At 59.6% G+C, this 16,319-nt stretch carries 17 protein-coding genes; 9 read left to right on the top strand and 8 right to left on the bottom strand.

What is annotated here, in order from left to right; genetic code table 11:
* Window positions 1-6: 6 nt before the first annotated feature.
* On the bottom strand, window positions 7-828 hold the full coding sequence (locus ABWV64_RS07645) for an ABC transporter permease (RefSeq protein WP_353343710.1): 822 nt from the start codon (window positions 826-828) through the stop codon (window positions 7-9).
* Between the two features lie 136 nt (window positions 829-964).
* Between ABWV64_RS07645 and cysQ the strand changes: the two genes are divergently transcribed.
* From cysQ to ABWV64_RS07690, 9 genes are all read left to right on the top strand, one after another.
* Window positions 965-1,762 carry a 3'(2'),5'-bisphosphate nucleotidase CysQ gene (gene cysQ / locus ABWV64_RS07650; RefSeq protein WP_353343712.1) on the top strand — a complete coding sequence of 266 codons (798 nt, stop codon included), beginning with the start codon at window positions 965-967 and terminating at the stop codon, window positions 1,760-1,762.
* A complete protein-coding gene (locus tag ABWV64_RS07655) occupies window positions 1,763-2,563 on the top strand; it encodes a 3-deoxy-manno-octulosonate cytidylyltransferase (RefSeq protein WP_353343714.1) in 801 nt (266 codons plus the stop codon).
* Window positions 2,563-3,816, top strand: a complete 1,254-nt coding sequence (locus tag ABWV64_RS07660; RefSeq protein WP_353343716.1) for a glycosyltransferase family 2 protein — start codon at window positions 2,563-2,565, stop codon at window positions 3,814-3,816. Before ABWV64_RS07655 ends, ABWV64_RS07660 begins: the two co-directional genes overlap by 1 nt.
* Before the next feature lie 139 nt (window positions 3,817-3,955).
* On the top strand, window positions 3,956-4,846 hold the full coding sequence (gene galU / locus ABWV64_RS07665) for a UTP--glucose-1-phosphate uridylyltransferase GalU (protein WP_353343718.1): 891 nt from the start codon (window positions 3,956-3,958) through the stop codon (window positions 4,844-4,846).
* Between the two features lie 34 nt (window positions 4,847-4,880).
* Window positions 4,881-5,864, top strand: a complete 984-nt coding sequence (gene galE / locus ABWV64_RS07670) for a UDP-glucose 4-epimerase GalE (protein WP_353343720.1) — start codon at window positions 4,881-4,883, stop codon at window positions 5,862-5,864.
* A 16-nt stretch (window positions 5,865-5,880) separates the two neighbouring features.
* Entirely contained in the window at window positions 5,881-7,104 is a 1,224-nt protein-coding gene (locus tag ABWV64_RS07675; RefSeq protein WP_502902625.1) for a glycosyltransferase family 4 protein, read from the top strand.
* A 52-nt stretch (window positions 7,105-7,156) separates the two neighbouring features.
* On the top strand, window positions 7,157-8,167 hold the full coding sequence (locus ABWV64_RS07680) for a glycosyltransferase family 2 protein (RefSeq protein ID WP_353343724.1): 1,011 nt from the start codon (window positions 7,157-7,159) through the stop codon (window positions 8,165-8,167).
* A 15-nt stretch (window positions 8,168-8,182) separates the two neighbouring features.
* Window positions 8,183-9,880, top strand: coding sequence for a DUF5927 domain-containing protein (locus ABWV64_RS07685; RefSeq protein ID WP_353343726.1), 1,698 nt, complete (start codon window positions 8,183-8,185; stop codon window positions 9,878-9,880).
* 6 nt (window positions 9,881-9,886) lie between these two features.
* On the top strand, window positions 9,887-11,335 hold the full coding sequence (locus tag ABWV64_RS07690) for a nodulation protein NodH (protein ID WP_353343728.1): 1,449 nt from the start codon (window positions 9,887-9,889) through the stop codon (window positions 11,333-11,335).
* Window positions 11,336-11,374: 39 nt separating this feature from the next.
* Here the strand turns inward: ABWV64_RS07690 and ABWV64_RS07695 are convergent, their stop codons facing one another.
* The 7 genes from ABWV64_RS07695 to ABWV64_RS07725 form a co-directional block, all read right to left on the bottom strand.
* Window positions 11,375-11,839: a PTS sugar transporter subunit IIA gene (locus ABWV64_RS07695; protein ID WP_353343730.1), complete on the bottom strand. Its 465-nt coding sequence runs from the start codon at window positions 11,837-11,839 to the stop codon at window positions 11,375-11,377.
* Window positions 11,840-11,887: 48 nt separating this feature from the next.
* On the bottom strand, window positions 11,888-12,457 hold the full coding sequence (gene hpf, locus ABWV64_RS07700; protein ID WP_353343732.1) for a ribosome hibernation-promoting factor, HPF/YfiA family: 570 nt from the start codon (window positions 12,455-12,457) through the stop codon (window positions 11,888-11,890).
* A gap of 259 nt (window positions 12,458-12,716) precedes the next feature.
* Window positions 12,717-13,505, bottom strand: coding sequence for an LPS export ABC transporter ATP-binding protein (gene lptB / locus ABWV64_RS07705; protein WP_353343734.1), 789 nt, complete (start codon window positions 13,503-13,505; stop codon window positions 12,717-12,719).
* Between the two features lie 3 nt (window positions 13,506-13,508).
* A complete protein-coding gene (locus ABWV64_RS07710; protein WP_353343736.1) occupies window positions 13,509-13,946 on the bottom strand; it encodes an LptA/OstA family protein in 438 nt (145 codons plus the stop codon).
* A 68-nt stretch (window positions 13,947-14,014) separates the two neighbouring features.
* On the bottom strand, window positions 14,015-14,626 hold the full coding sequence (gene lptC, locus ABWV64_RS07715) for an LPS export ABC transporter periplasmic protein LptC (protein ID WP_353343738.1): 612 nt from the start codon (window positions 14,624-14,626) through the stop codon (window positions 14,015-14,017).
* Window positions 14,627-14,629: 3 nt separating this feature from the next.
* Complete coding sequence (locus tag ABWV64_RS07720; RefSeq protein ID WP_502902639.1) at window positions 14,630-15,604, bottom strand: KpsF/GutQ family sugar-phosphate isomerase; 975 nt, start codon at window positions 15,602-15,604, stop codon at window positions 14,630-14,632.
* A 4-nt stretch (window positions 15,605-15,608) separates the two neighbouring features.
* A complete protein-coding gene (locus ABWV64_RS07725) occupies window positions 15,609-16,223 on the bottom strand; it encodes a ribonuclease D (RefSeq protein WP_353343742.1) in 615 nt (204 codons plus the stop codon).
* Window positions 16,224-16,319 lie beyond the last annotated feature (96 nt).

A 16,319-nucleotide genomic window follows, 5' to 3' on the forward strand; every position in this document is an offset into this window, starting at 1 on the left:
AGCGGATCACCGCCGCGCGCTCCACGAGGCCGAGGCGTGGCGGCGGGTGTAAAACTCGCCCATCAAACCCACCATCAGCAAAATAACCCCGATGATCAGCGCATATTCCCATGAGCTATAGCGCGGCGAGTAGTTGATAAAGACATAGCCGCGCGCTTGGTCGATGCAATGAAACAGCGGGTTCCAATCAAACATGGCGAGCATAAAGCTGGGCAGCGTATTGGCGACAAACATCTTGCCCGAGGCAATCATATTGGCCCGCTGGTAGATGGTGGTGAAAATCCCCACAAACCCTGGCGCCCATGGCTTGATCGCCAAAAGAACCACGCCCAAAGCCACGCCAACGAACCATGCGATAAGCAACATGCCAAAGGCCGCAATCGGTTGGTCCATCTCAAACGGCGTCACCGCGACATAGTAGATAAACAACACCACAAAGAGCGAAAGCACCTGAATATAAAGCGTGCCGAGCGCCGCCGAGAGAATCGCCACAATGGTATTCATCGGCGCATGTTTCATCATCGGAGAGGCCGGCCCCTCGGACCCGACCACCGCGCCCAATGTCTTGGAATGGGTCAGGTAAAGAAAAATCCCCGACATAATATAAAGCAAGAAATCCCCACGCAGCGCATTGCCGCGCAGGCCCAAGATCGTGAACATCACATAAAAGGCGAGAACAAAGATCGCCACCTGCAACATATTGCTCAGCAACGACACCAAGGCATTGCGATGGCTCTTGCGCACCGAGCGGACGATGGAATGATAGACAAGCTCGCCCATCACCATTGCCGAATTTCGCGCCGTCCTGTTCTGGGATTGTTGAAACATCGCCTCACTGCTCCGCTTTGGCGGACCTTATGTCACGGAATTCTTGCCGTTCTGTTAGGCTCATACCATAAGGGGGCCCAAAAGCATTATCAACAAATCAGGCGCAGCCCGCGCCTTGCTACTCTGGAGTGTGACATTGGATTACGAAAAGCTGACCATCGAAATGCGCCGCCTTGCCCTTTTGGCGGGTGACAAAATTATGGAGATTTACAACTCCGACGATTTCGACGTCAAAACCAAATCCGACGACAGCCCCGTCACCGCCGCCGATGAGGCCGCCGATGCGCTTATCTCCGCCGGTCTGCGCGCCGCTTTCCCCGATGTGATGCTGGTCACCGAAGAGCAAGCCGACACCCACGACAGCACCGGCGCGACCTTCTTGATCGTTGATCCTCTCGACGGCACCAAAGAATTCGTCCACCGCCGCGGCGATTTCACCGTCAACATCGCCTATGTGGAAAACGGCACGCCGACGCGCGGCGTGGTCTATGCCCCCGCCAAGGACCGCATGTTCTTTACCGACAGCTCCGGCGACAGCTATGAAGAAACCGCGCCCTTCCACCCAGAAAAAGTCGGTGAATTGGTGCCGATCAAAGTCTCGGAGGCCAACAACGAGGCCCTCTTGGTCGTAGCATCAAAATCGCACCGCGATCAGGCGACCGATGATTACATCAACAAATACGCCGTCGCCGATATGAAAAGCGCCGGATCGTCGCTGAAATTCTGCCTCATCGCCACGGGCGAGGCCGATATCTACCCGCGCGTGGGCCGCACGATGGAATGGGACACCGCCGCAGGTCATGCGGTGTTGCATGGCGCTGGCGGCAAGGTCGTGCGCTTCGACGATCATTCCCCTCTGGTCTATGGCAAAGAGGGCTACGCCAACCCGTTCTTCATCGCCTATAGCCCCAGCGTCGCGTTGAAAGACGCGTAAATGCCGGTTCTGGTCGTCATCCCCGCCCGCTACGCCTCGACGCGTTATCCTGGCAAGCCGCTGGTCGCACTGACCGGCGCGGGCGGCACCTCCAAAAGCCTAATCCAGCGATCGTGGGAGGCGGCCAGCGCCGTCAATGGCGTGGACCGCGTGGTCGTAGCCACGGATGACGACCGCATTCGCAGCGCTGCCGAGGCCTTTGGCGCCGAGGTGGTGATGACCGCCGAGACCTGCGCCAATGGCACCGAACGTTGTGCCGAGGCCTTGGAAAACCTAGGCGGCGGTTACGACATTGTCGTCAATCTGCAAGGCGATGCGCCGCTGACCCCGCATTGGTTCGTCGAGGATTTGGTCACAGGCTTGCAAAACGACCCGATGGCCGAGGTCGCAACCCCCGTGCTGCGCTGCGACGGGCGGGCGCTCAACGGGCTTTTGGATGACCGCAAAGCGGGCCGCGTCGGCGGCACCACGGCGGTGTTCACCAAAGACCGCCACGCGCTCTATTTCTCCAAAGAAGTCGTGCCCTTCACCTCCAAAACCTATGGCGACAGCGACGAGACGCCGGTGTTCCACCACGTCGGCGTCTATGCCTATCGCCCCTCGGCTTTGGCCGCCTATCCCAAATGGGATGCAGGCCCGCTCGAAGGCCTCGAAGGGCTTGAACAATTGCGGTTTTTGGAGCGTGGCCGCCCCGTTCTTTGCGTCGAGGTCGAAGCACGCGGACGCCAGTTTTGGGAGCTCAACAACCCCGAAGACGTGCCCCGCATTGAGGCAATGATGGCCGAGATGGATATGCAATAATGACCGCTGCGGAAGCCCCCCTTACGGTTTCCGTCGTCATCGTCAGCCGCGCGCGCGCAGATGCGCTGCGCCTGTGCCTTACCGCTGTGTCGCGGCTGATCTATCCCGCGTTTGAGGTCATCCTTGTCGCCGACCCCGAAGGCGTGGCGGCTGCGGATGATCTGGGCCTTACTTCCGAGATTAAGACCGTCGCCTTTGACGAGGCCAATATCTGCGCCGCGCGCAACCTTGGCATCGCCGAAGCGGCGGGCGACATCGTGGCGTTTATCGACGATGACGCGGTGCCCGAACCGCTTTGGCTTACCCATCTCACCGCGCCCTTTGGCGACCCCGAGGTCATGGCGGTCGGCGGCTATGTCTTGGGGCGCAACGGGATCAGCTTTCAATGGAAAGCCCGCAGCATCGACCGCGCCGCCCGCAGCAAAGACATCACCCTGCCCGACGAAACCCGCGCCGCCGTTCTACACCCCACACCCGAGCGCGCGATCAAGACCGAAGGCACCAATATGGCGGTGCGGCGCGATCTTCTGGCGCAAATGGGCGGGTTTGATCCGGCCTTTCGCTTTTATCTCGACGAAAGCGATCTCAACCTGCGACTGGCCGCCCAAGGTCACGCGACCGCCATCGCGCCCTTGGCCCAAGTCCACCACGGCTATGCCGCCTCAAGCCGCCGCCACGCCAACCGCGCGCCCCGCGATCTGAGCCAGATCGGCGCGAGCCTCGCGGTGTATTTGCGCAAACATTGCCCCGAATCGCAGCGCGCGGCGCGGCTGGCCGAGGAACGCATGGCGCAAAATGCGCGACTATCCGCCTGTCTGATCGACGGGCGTCTGGAGCCGCGCGACATCCGCCGGTTGCGCCGCAGCTTGGACGCAGGAATGGCCGAGGGGCAAAGCCGCCCCATTGCGCCTTTGCCCGCGATCGGACCCGCGCCGCGCGGGCTCAAAGCCTTCAGCAGCCGCGCCACCGGATCACACCGCGCCCTCGCCGGCCGCCTATATCGCGCCAAGGCTTTGAAAAATATCGCGAAAACAACCACCAAAGAAGGCAACACCGTCACCCTCTACCTGTTTTCGGCCACGGCGCTTTTCCACCATATCCGCTTTACGTCCGAGGGCTATTGGCTCCACACAGGGGGAATTTTCGGGCGCAGCCTGCGCAGCGGCCCCTTGTTCAAGCTCTACCGCCTCATGGCACGGGCCAAAATCGAAGCCTCCCGCGTCAGCCGGACCAGAGGCGACGCACAATTTTGATGAATATTTAGCACATCGCCCAATTTCTGAACGCAGCTCGCCATAGTTTCAGACGATTGTCATGGGACGGAAACAAGCAAGATGTTATGCTAACCTAGATCGCCTAAGGCGAACGAAAATAAATTTTCAGGAGTGAATGATGCGCAAAAAGGTAACCAAGGCAATTTTTCCGGTCGCAGGTTTGGGAACACGTTTTCTTCCCGCCACGAAATCGGTGCCGAAGGAAATCATGACGCTGGTAGACCGCCCGTTGATTCAATACGCGATTGACGAAGCCCGCGAAGCAGGGATCAAAGAATTTATCTTTGTGACTTCGCGCGGCAAAGGAGCCCTCGAAGACTATTTCGACCATTCGCCCACGCTTGAAGCCGACCTGCGCCGCAAGGGCAAGGACGAGCTTTTGGAGATTCTCAAGGCCACCAATATGGACAGCGGCGCCATCGCCTATATCCGCCAGCACAAGGCGCTTGGCCTTGGCCATGCGGTTTGGTGCGCCCGTCGTTTGATCGCCAATGAGCCTTTTGCCGTGATCTTGCCCGATGACGTGATCGCCGCCGAAAAACCCTGCCTCAAGCAGATGGTCGAAGCCTATGAGGAAACCCAAGGCAACATCGTCGCCGCGATGGAAGTGCCCAAAGAAAAGGCCTCCGCCTACGGGATTTTGGACGTCAAAGAGGACATGGGATCGCTGGTTTCGGTCAAAGGCATGGTCGAAAAACCCAAAGCGGGCGAAGAGCCGTCGAACCTTGCCGTGATCGGCCGTTACATTCTGACCCCGAAAATCTTGCAAAACCTGAACCAGAAGAAATCCGGTGCCGGCGGCGAGATCCAGTTGACCGACGCCATCGCCGAGGAAATCGCCAATGGCGATGTTTACGGCTACCGCTTCCGTGGTCAGCGCTTCGATTGCGGCTCCAAAGCGGGCTTCTTGCAAGCCACCGTTTCCTTCGCCCTTGCACGGGACGAATTGCGCGACGAGCTTACACAGTTCCTTGAAGAGATCGTTCATGTTAACAAAGCCGCGCAATAAGCGGCTGAGTTAACGACACGAAAAGGGACATCCATTGACCAATGTATTGGTAACAGGCGGCGCGGGCTATATCGGCTCGCACGCCTGTAAAGCGTTGCGCGCGGCGGGCTATACCCCCGTCACCTTCGACAACCTCGTAACCGGTTGGGAAGACGCGGTAAAATTTGGCCCCTTCGAAAAGGGCGACCTGTTGGACCGCGCCCGCATTGACGAGGTGTTTGCCAAATACAAACCTGTCGCCGTGATGCATTTTGCCGCGCTGAGCCAAGTCGGCGAGAGCATGCAAGTGCCAGGGAAATACTGGCTCAACAATGTGATGGGTTCGCTCAACCTGATCGAGGCCACGGTGGCGGCGGGCTGTGAAAACTTTGTTTTTTCATCCACTTGCGCCACCTACGGCGACCAAGACAACGTGGTGCTCGACGAAAACTCGGCTCAATATCCGATCAACGCCTATGGCGCGTCCAAACGTGCAATCGAAGACATTTTGCGCGATTTCGAGGCCTCCAACGGCCTCAACCATGTGATTTTCCGCTACTTCAACGTCGCGGGCGCCGACCCCGAGGCCGAGGTGGGCGAGCATCACCAACCCGAAACACATCTGATCCCGCTGATGCTGGACGCGATCGACGGCAAGCGCGATGCGCTGACGATTTTCGGCACGGATTACGAGACGCCGGATGGCACCTGTATCCGCGACTATGTGCATGTGTGCGATCTGGTCGATGCGCATGTCTTGGGGCTCAAGTGGCTACAGGACGACAAAGGCAGCCGCGTGTTCAACCTTGGCACCGGATCGGGGTTTTCGGTGCGCGAGGTGATCGACCATTCGCGCGCGGTGACCAACCGCGCCGTCCCCTATAACGAGGGCGACCGCCGCGCGGGCGATTGCACAAAACTGGTGTCGGGATCGACCCGCGCCGAACAGGAATTGGGTTGGAAACCCGCCCGCTCGACCCTGCAGACAATGATCTCTGACGCATGGAAGTGGCATCAGACTGGACATTACGACAAATAACCCCCTTCCTGCGCGTGTGTTGGACATCACCCGACTGGTCAGTCGGGCCGGAGAGGTTTTGACCGGCGTTGATCGGGTAGAGCTGGCCTATCTGCGAAGGTTTATCACGCTGCGCGATGCGCCGGTTTTCGCCCTCTCGCGCACGGCTTTCGGCTATATAATGTTGGATTTTGCGGGCTGCGAGGCGATCCTCGCCCGCATCGAGGGACAGGCTGAATGGGGCGAGGCAGATCGCCTGTCGCGCATGGCGCGGGGGATATCGGTGATGCAAAAACGCGCGCAAACGGACCTGCGCCGCATGGCCCTGGCGCGTTGTCGCCCCTATGGATTGCAAAAAATGCTGGCCAGCCGCCTGCCACGCGGCGCGCAATATTTCAACACCGGCCATTCGAACCTCACCGACCGGACGCTGCACGGATTGCGCCATGGTCCCGAGGCCGAAATCAACGTGCTGATTCATGATGCGATCCCGCTGGATTACCCGCAATATACCCGCCCCGAGGCCGTGCCGCGCTTTGCCGCGATGCTGCGCCGTGTGGGGGCCTATGCGGACCGCGTGATCTACAACTCCGAAGACACGCGCAGGCGGGTCGAGGCCTATCTGGATGCGGCGGGCGCGCCGCCTTGTGTCGTCGCACATCTGGGCGTCACCCCTGCCGCGCCATCGCCTCTCCCCAGCGATCTGGCGCGCTATACCCGCCCCGATGCCGCGCCGTTTTTTGTCATCCTAGGCACCATCGAGCCGCGCAAGAACCACGCCTTGTTGCTCGACATCTGGGATCGGATGGCGCTTGACGCACCGGACGCGCCGCTGCCGCATTTGCTGATCTGCGGCAAACGGGGATGGCAGAACGAGGCGGTCTTTGCGCGATTGGACGCGCTGCGAGATGACAGCCCCCTGCGTGAACTTCCTAATCTCACCGACGGTCAGATCACCACGCTCCTCACACATGCGCGCGCCCTGCTGTTTCCCAGCTTCGCCGAAGGCTACGGCTTGCCCGCTGTCGAAGCGGCGCGCTTGGGATGCCCTGTGGTGGCCTCTGATCTGCCCGTTTTCCAAGAAGTCTTGGGCGCATTACCCGTTTACGCAGAGGTAAATGACAGTTATCTATGGCAAAAGATTATAATTGATCTTGCCACAAACGAGCAGGCCACAGGCACAACAGACAAAGGCATACCTTTGCAATTTACCGCGCCTGATTGGGACAGTCATTTCAATGCCGTCTTAAGGATGGCGTGATATCGCGTCCTGGACCTGCGAAATCATTCAGGCAGGGTGAGGGGAAACGGTTTTGGGTGCACTGCAATCCTATCGGCTCAGGGTTCAGCGTCGGCGCTGGCGCTTGCGTGCGTTTCGCAAGCGGCGCGAATTGCAATCCATTGCCGACCGCACCAAAAGCGTCCGCCGCGGCGATATCCTTGTCTTTTCGACCCTGCGCAACGAACGTGTGCGCCTGCCGTATTTCTTGAAATACTACCGCGATATCGGCGTGAACCACTTCTTCTTTGTCGATAACGGCAGCAACGATGGCTCTGCCGAATATCTTGCCGATCAACCCGATGTATCGCTTTGGTATACCGAAGCCGGATATAAACGCGCGCGCTTTGGCGTGGATTGGCTCAACTGGCTACAGATGCGTTATGCCGACGGGCATTGGGCCTTGGTCGTCGATCCCGACGAATTTTTGGTCTATCCGTTTTGCGACACGCGCCCGCTTCGTGCGCTGACCGACTGGCTCGATGCCTCATCGATCAAAAGCTTTTCGGCGATGCTGCTGGATATGTATCCCAAGGGCCGCATCGACGCCGAACCTTACCAAGCCGGCCAAGACCCGCTGGAGATCGCCAATTGGTTCGACAGCGGCAACTACACGATCACCAAGAACAAGCGCTTCGGCAATCTGTGGATACAGGGCGGGCCGCGCCAGAGGGTGTTTTTCCCCGACAAACCCGCCAAGGCGCCCGCGCTCAATAAGATTCCCCTCGTCAAATGGGACCGCAAATACGCCTATGTCAGCTCGACTCATATGCTTTTGCCGCGCGGCCTCAATCTCGTGTATGACGAATGGGGCGGCGAGAAAGCCAGCGGCGTCTTGCTGCATACCAAATTCCTCGACACGTTCACCGCCAAAGCGGCCGAAGAGTTGGAGCGCAAGCAACACTATGCCGCCTCGGTCGAATATAAGGCCTATGCCGAGACGCTCGAGGAAAACCCCGAACTTTGGTGTAAATGGTCCGAGAAATACATTAACTGGCGACAGCTCGAAATCCTCGGGCTGATGTCAAAGGGCAATTGGGCCTAAAGGAGAGAAACGCGGGTGAGCGTTGGAATTGTCATGTTGGTGCACACGGCACTGGCGCGGGCCGAGCAAGTGGCCCGTCATTGGGCGGCTGCGGGCTGTCCGGTGGTGATCCACGTCGACAAGACCGTGCCGCGCAAAACCTATAACGCTTTTGCCGCCTCTCTGGGCGATTTGCCCGATGTGAAATTTTGCCAAAGGCACCGGTGTGAATGGGGCACCTGGGGCATTGTGGCGGGGTCGCAATCGGCCGCCGAACTGATGCTCGAAAGCTTTCCCGACGTGCGCCATGTCTATCTGGCCTCCGGCTCTTGCCTGCCGCTGCGCCCCGTGCAGGAACTGATCGACTATCTCGACAGCCGCCCGCGCACCGATTTCATCGAAAGCGCCACCACGGCAGATGTGCCTTGGACGGTCGGCGGCTTGGACAAAGAGCGCTTTACCATGCGCTTTCCCTTCTCTTGGAAAAAACATCGCTATCTCTTTGACCGCTATGTGCTGTTGCAGCGCCGGATCGGCTTCAAACGCCGCATTCCCAACGGTATCGTCCCCCATATGGGCAGCCAGTGGTGGTGCCTGACGCGGCAGACCTTGTCAGCGATTTTGGAAGACCCCGAACGCGAAACCTATGACCGCTATTTCGCCAAGGTCTGGATCCCCGACGAGAGCTATTTCCAAACTCTGGCGCGGCAATATTCCACCAATATCGAAAGCCGCTCGCTGACGCTGAGCAAATTCGATTTCCAAGGCAAGCCGCATATCTTTTATGACGACCACCTGCAGCTTTTGCGCCGCTCCGATTGCTTTGTGGCGCGCAAAATCTGGCCCCATGCGGACCGGCTCTACGAGGCTTTTCTGACCGATGAAGCCGGCGCGATGAAGCGCACAGAGCCGAACCCCGGCAAGATCGACCGCATTTTCGCCAAAGCCGTCGAGCGCCGCACCCGCGGGCGCCCAGGCCTCTTTATGCAAGGTCGCTGGCCCAATGAGGGTTGGGACAACGGCATGACCTCGTCGAAATATTCGGTCTTTGAGGGGTTCTCGGACCTCTTTGAAGATTTCGAAGCATGGCTCGGCAAGGCCACCGGCGCGCGCGTTCACGGTCATCTTTATGGCCCCGAACGTGTCGAATACGGCGGCGGGCAAAGCGTGATCAACGGCGCGCTCAGCGACAGCGCCGCGATCCGCGACTACAACCCCAAAGCCTTCCTCACCAACCTGATCTGGAACACCCGAGGCGAGCGCCAGTGTTTTCAATTCGGCCCGCGCGACAGCCAGAAAATAAGCTGGCACGTGGCCAAAGACCCCAATGCGCAAATCAGCGTAATCACGGGCGCATGGGCCGTGCCCTTGTTCTTTTCCAACCAGAATTTTGCCGAAATCCGTGCCGAAGCGGCGCGGCTCCAACGGATAGAAAGCAAGCATCTCGATATCCTGCGCTCGCCCCATTCCAAGGCGCGCATTCGCATCTGGACCATGGCCGAATTTATCGAAGCCCCGATGGAGCCGTTGCAAACCATCATCGACGAGATCGGCCCGAAGAACACCCGCCGCCTTGCCGAAGCGCCAAAGATGGTCGATCTGTCCGGCTTTGGGCAGTTCTTGCAAAACCTCAAGAACCAAGGGATGCATCCCTATCTCATGGGCGACTTCCCTGTTACCAATGATAAAAACCTCGCGCCGCGCAAGCCGCGCAAACCCTATTTGGTGCAGTAACCCGCGATGACCGACCGTTTTGACTATTTCGTTGTCTTTGCCGAAATGCGCACCGGATCGAACTTTCTGGAGGCGAACCTCAATGCCTTCGGCGGCATCACCTGCCACGGCGAGGCCTTCAATCCGCATTTCATCGGCTACCCCAACGTCGACAATATTCTGGGCGTGACCCAAGCCATGCGCGAGGGCGATCCGGCCCGTCTGATCGAGACGATCAAAGCGCAAGAAGGGGTTTTGGGCGGCTTTCGCTTTTTCCACGACCACGACGCGCGCGCGATGGACATCGCCTTGGCCGATCCGCGCTGCGCCAAAATCATCCTGACCCGCAATCCGGTCGACAGCTATGTCAGCTGGAAAATCGCCCAAGCCACGGGGCAATGGAAGCTGACCGACGCGCGGCGGCGCAAGGACGGCAAGGCCGAGTTCGACCGCGACGAATTCGAACACCACCTCGCCAAGCTGCAAGGCTTTCAGGTCGCGCTGCTCAACACATTGCAATGCTCCGGCCAGACGGCGTTTTATGTCGCCTATGAGGATCTGCAAAGCGTCGAGGTGATGAACGGGCTGGCGAAATACCTTGGCGTGGACGAGGCCTTGGACAGCCTCGACAAGAAGCTCAAGAAACAAAACCCGAGCCCGATTTCCGACAAGGTCGAGAACTTTGACGCAATGGAAGAGGCTCTGGCGCGGCTCGACACCTTCAATTTGACCCGCACCCCGAATTTCGAACCGCGCCGCGGACCTGTCGTGCCCTCCTATGTGGCCTGCGCGCAATCGCCTTTGCTCTACATGCCGGTGCGCGGCGGGCCGGAGGCCGAGGTCACGGCATGGATGGCGGCGCTCGACGGGGTGGGCGAGGACGAATTGCTCACCAAATTCAACCAAAAGGGCCTGCGCCAATGGAAGCGCGCCCATACGGGCCACCGCAGCTTCACCGTGCTTCGCCACCCTGCCGCGCGCGCGCATTGCGCCTTTTGCGCGCATATCCTGTCTTCGGGCGCCGCGGCCTATTCGGATATCCGCAAGACCCTGCGCAAGCTATACAAGCTGCCGATCCCTGGCCAAGGGCCGGTCGAGAAGCCCGACGACAGCTATGACCGGCGCGCGCACCGCGAGGCCTTTATCGCGTTTTTGGATTTTCTCAAGGCCAACCTCGCGGGCCAAACCGGCGTGCGCATCGACAGCACATGGGCCAGCGCCGCCAATACGGTGCAGGGGCTTGGCACCTTTGCCTTTCCCGATTTCATTTTGCGCGAAGACGAGATGGAGGCCTATTTGCCCGCCATCGCCCATCAGGTGGGCCGCAGCGACGCACCCGACCCAAGCGCCGCGCCGCAAGATGCACCCTTTACGCTTGGCGATATCTATGACGCCGAGATCGAGGCGCGTGTCGCCGATATCTACCAGCGCGATTATATGATGTTCGGGTTCGGGCCTTGGGGCGATCTTACATAAGCCGCCCGCCCTGCGGCGCGCACAAGATGGCGCATGCGCTTACGCCGCTTGGACGGAGGGGCCTTCGGTCAGGATCGTGTAAAGCGTCGCAGCGTCGGTATTGGCGCGCAGCTTGGCGCAAACGCTCGCATCACGCAACGTGCGCGACACCAAAGCCAAAGCCTTGAGATGCTCGACACCGGCGTCTTCGGGGGCAAAAAGCGCAAAGGCGATGTCCACCGGTTGCCGGTCAACCGCTTCGAAATCCACCGGTTTTTCAAGCAAGATAAACGCGCCGACAACCTCGCTCAGCCCGTCAATACGCGCATGGGGCAGCGCCACGCCGTTGCCCACGCCCGTGGGGCCAAGGCTCTCGCGCTCTTGCAAGGCCTCGACGGCAAGCCCAGCCCGAATGCCATAAGCGGCAAAGGCGAGATCGCCAAAATCATGCAAAAGACGCTTCTTGCTTGAGGCAGCCGAGATAACCTTGACCGCCTCAGGCTTGAGGATCGTGGATAGTTCCATAGTCCGTATTTCGCTCCGACGGCTTAGGGGCGCATTGGCCCCGCCGCCTCAATTCTTGGGATCAATCCAACCGATATTGCCGTCATCACGGCGATATACCACGTTGATCCCTTCGCTGGTTTCATTACGGAAGATAAGAACCGGAGCGTTCGCCAATTCCATCTGCATGACCGCTTCGCCGACTGACAACGAAGGGATCTTCGCTTCCATCTCGGCCACGATCATCGGTTGCAGGGTTTCGGGTTCCGATTCTTCATCCGCGTGATCTGAAGCGAGGATATACGAGGAACCCGCGAAAAGTTCAACTGGCTGCGCGCGGTGGGTGTGATGGTCCTTCAACCGGCGCTTGTAGCGGCGCAACTGCTTTTCGAGCTTGGCGCAGCAGCTATCAAAAGCGGCATAAATCTCATGCTCATGCGCCTTTGCCTGTGCGGTCAATCCGGTGGACAAATGCACCGTCGCCTCGCATACAAATTCGCTCGCGCTTTTGGAGAAGATCACCTGTGCGTCAGTCGGACGCTCGGCATATTTCTTTACTGCATCGCCCAATTCGGATTGAACATGGGTTTGCAGCGCCTCGCCGATATCAATTTGTTTTCCACTGATTTGGTAGCGCATGTCGTCTCCTTTGCAAGTCGCACCGGTCGCACATCGGATTGCGCGCGTGAAGCGCACACGCCGAAGTCATTAGCTGCCGGTTGCTGGAATGAGACACCGTTTTTGCGTAGCCTTCACCGACCCTAACGAGAAGGCCGCACAGGAAAGCAGGGCAAGAAGCACGAATGTCATGGCTCTATTTGACGCCCGATCCCGCGATCTTGTCAATCCGTCTGGGCAAAAAGAATCTGCTCAACTAGGGCAATTATTTGCCGCGCGGTTAGGAGATTTTAAAGTTATCGCCCAAATAGACGCGGCGCACATTCTCGTTGCGCACCACCTCTTCGGGGGTGCCGGACATGAGCACCTTGCCATCATGCAAGATATAGGCGCGATCCACAATTTCGAGCGTCTCGCGCACATTATGGTCGGTGATCAGCACGCCAATACCGCGTTTTTTGAGGTCGGCGACCAAATGGCGGATATCGCCCACAGAGATCGGATCGACCCCAGCAAACGGTTCGTCCAAGAGAAGATATTTCGGATCGGCGGCAAGGCAGCGCGCGATTTCGACCCGACGCCGCTCGCCGCCCGACAAGGCCAGCGCGGGCGCGCGGCGCAGGTGTTCGATCGAGAACTCCGACAAAAGCTCTTCGAGCCGCTCGCGCCGCTTATGCGGATCTTTGACGGCAATATCGAGAATCGCCCCGATATTGTCTTCGACGCTCAACCCGCGAAACACCGACATTTCCTGCGGCAGATAGCCAATGCCCAGCTTCGCACGGCGATACATCGGCAATCCGGTCACATCGCGCCCGTCGATCATCACATGACCGCCCTCGGGGTAGACCAATCCGGCAATCGAATAAAAGGTCGTGGTCTTGCCGCAGCCGTTCGGCCCGAGCAAGGCGACAACCTCGCCGCGCTGCAAATCAATGGTCACATCGCGGATAACCACACGTTTGTTATAGGACTTGCGCAGGTTGATAATGCGCAGCCCCGACGTGCCCTCGGTCACCGTCAATTGCGGCGCGTCGCTTTCACCCGCATCTTGGCCTGCGTCACTCATACCTTACTTACCTTGCTTGAGAATCGTGCGCACGCGCCCGCCCATTTGCGCCGTGCCTTTTTCGAGATCCACGGTCATACGTTCGGCAGACATCACCGATGGCCCCTGCGCCAACAGGACGTCCCCCTCCATCACGATCACTTGCCCGTCGATATCATAGCGCGCGCTGCGGGCCTCGGCGGCATCCTCCCCCGATACAAGCGTCACGCCGCCAGTGGCCTCCAACCGCTCGATCCGTTCGTTCGCCTCGGCATAAACCACCAAAACACGCGGCGCAGACAGGCGCATATCGCCCTGCCCGATCACCACATTGCCGGTGAACACCGCCGTGCCGTCGCTTTGGTTCACGGCCAGATTATCGGCAGAGACCTCGACAGGCGCGTCGCCTTGGCTGGCCATCGCGCCAAAGGCCACGCCCTGCGCGGCGGCAGAAGACGGCATATAAAAGCCCGCCCAAAGGCCAAGGCAAACCCATAGGGCATATGTGAATCTATGACGCGGCAACGGCGTTACTCCTCGGCTTGTGCCGGACGGTATACCAGCCGGACGCCATTTGTGAAAAGCAATTGCGCATGACCATCACCGCCGGAAGCGGAAAGCTGCATTTTTCCGGCGCTGAACGTGCCTGCGGGGCCTTGCCCTGTCACCTCGCCGCCCGATTCCATCGATGGCGCGCCAAGATCGGCAATCATCGTATCGGTGCGGATTTCGTAACCTGTGGAGCTTGTCAAAACCACGCCGTCCTCAAGTGTGACATGCACCGCCCCGCTATCGGTCAAGGCCCGCGCCGCAGTCAGATCGATCTGCCCGCCGCCCGACAGGTCAATGCGGCTGTTCACATCAACTGCCAAAAACTGCCCCGTCTGCTTTGGCAAAGGCCGCACAATCGCGGCGGAAAACAGCACCATATCGCCGCTGGGCGTAGCGCCCGAAAACGACGGGTTGCTCATGCCTTCCTCTTTGGCGCGCTGGTTCAAATCCACTTTGGCGAAGGGAATCGTCGACACCGGATCATTGCCGCGCGAGATCAAAAACAGCGTCGACAGGATGCCCAGCGCCGCAACCGGCAGCAGGATTTTCAACCATGCCACCACCCGCGAGTGGAGATTCTCGCGCGCCACGGCCTAGCCTAGCCCGACACGCAGGCAATCGTGGATATGCAGCAACCCCTCGGGCGCGCCGCTCCCCGCCGGATCCACCACGAAGAGGCAGGTGATTTTGCGCGCGTTCATCACCGCCACGGCCTCTTCGGCCAAAGCCTCAGGCGCGAGCGTTTTGGGCGAGGGCGTCATCACATCCTTGGCCGATTGGCTCAACAGCCCGTCCATATGGCGGCGCAAATCCCCGTCGGTGATGATCCCCGCCAATGTGCCGTCGGCGGCGGTGACCCCGACCACGCCAAACCCCTTTTGGCTGATCTCGAGCAGGGCATCGCCCATCGGCGTCTCAAGCCCGATCAGCGGCAAGGCCGCGCCGCTGTGCATCAAATCGCGCACGCGGCTGAGCTGCGCGCCAAGCTTGCCGCCGGGATGAAACTCGCGAAAATGCTCGGGCGTGAATTGGCGATGCTCCATCAAGGCCACCGCCAGCGCATCGCCCAGCGCAAGCGTCATTGTCGTCGAAGAGGTCGGCACAACACCGGTGCCGCAGGCTTCCTCGGCGCGGGGCAGAACAATACGCACATCGGATTGTTTGATCAGCGTCGACTCTGCGCGGCTGGCAACCCCGATCATCGGGATGTCGAACCGGCGGGTATAGGCAATCACATCGGCCAATTCCGGCGTCTCGCCCGAATTGGACAGCACCATTACCACATCGGCGCGCGTCAACATGCCCAGATCGCCGTGGCTGGCCTCGGACGGGTGGACGAATTGCGCCGGTGTGCCGGTGCTGGCCAATGTGGCGGCGATCTTGCGCCCGATATGGCCCGATTTGCCCATGCCCACGATGATCACGCGGCCCTTGACCGCCAGCATCAATTCGACCGCCTCGGCAAAGCTGTCGTCCAAGGCCGCGCCAAGTTGCGTCAAGGCCTCGGCCTCGATCGAGATCACGCGGCGCGCCGCGTCCAAGAACACCGCCGCGCGGTCCGATTTCATCCCCTCAGGCATGCGCAAAAATATCCGTCTCAGGCCATCCGGCGATGTCCAGCTTGGCCCGCGTGGGCAGGAAATCGAAACAGGCCTGCGCCAATTCCATCCGGCCTTCGCGCTCGAGGCGTTTGTTCATCTCTTCGCGCAAACGGTGCAGGTAAAGGACATCGGAAGCCGCATAGTCCAGCTGCGCTTCGGTCAATTCTTCCGCGCCCCAATCGCTCATTTGCTGCTGCTTGGAAATATCCACCCCGACCAGTTCTTGCACCAAGGTCTTCAGCCCATGCCGGTCGGTATAGGTGCGCACCAGTCGGCTGGCGATTTTCGTGCAATACACCGGCGCGGCCAGCGCGCCAAAAGTGTGATACATGCCCGCGATATCAAAACGGCCAAAATGGAACAGCTTGAGCACATCGGGATTTTCCAGCATCGCGCAAAGGTTCGGCGCCTCGGTTTGGCCCTTGGCGATTTGCACCAGATGCACATTGCCATCCCCGCCCGACATTTGCACAAGGCACAACCGGTCGCGATGCGCGTGCAATCCCATTGCCTCGCAATCAATCGCCACAATCGGGCCCATGTCGAGCCCGTCGGGCAAATCGTTTTGGTAAAGGTGGTTGGTCATTCGCGCATCCCTTTGGCCTGCCATGCGGGCGGATCAAACGCGCGCATCTGTTGCCGCTATATAGGCCCGCATGGGCGCAATTGCCAAGGCTCGGCG

It is taken from the genome of Litorivita sp. NS0012-18 (genome assembly GCF_040371945.1).
Taxonomy (GTDB): Bacteria; Pseudomonadota; Alphaproteobacteria; order Rhodobacterales; family Rhodobacteraceae; genus Litorivita.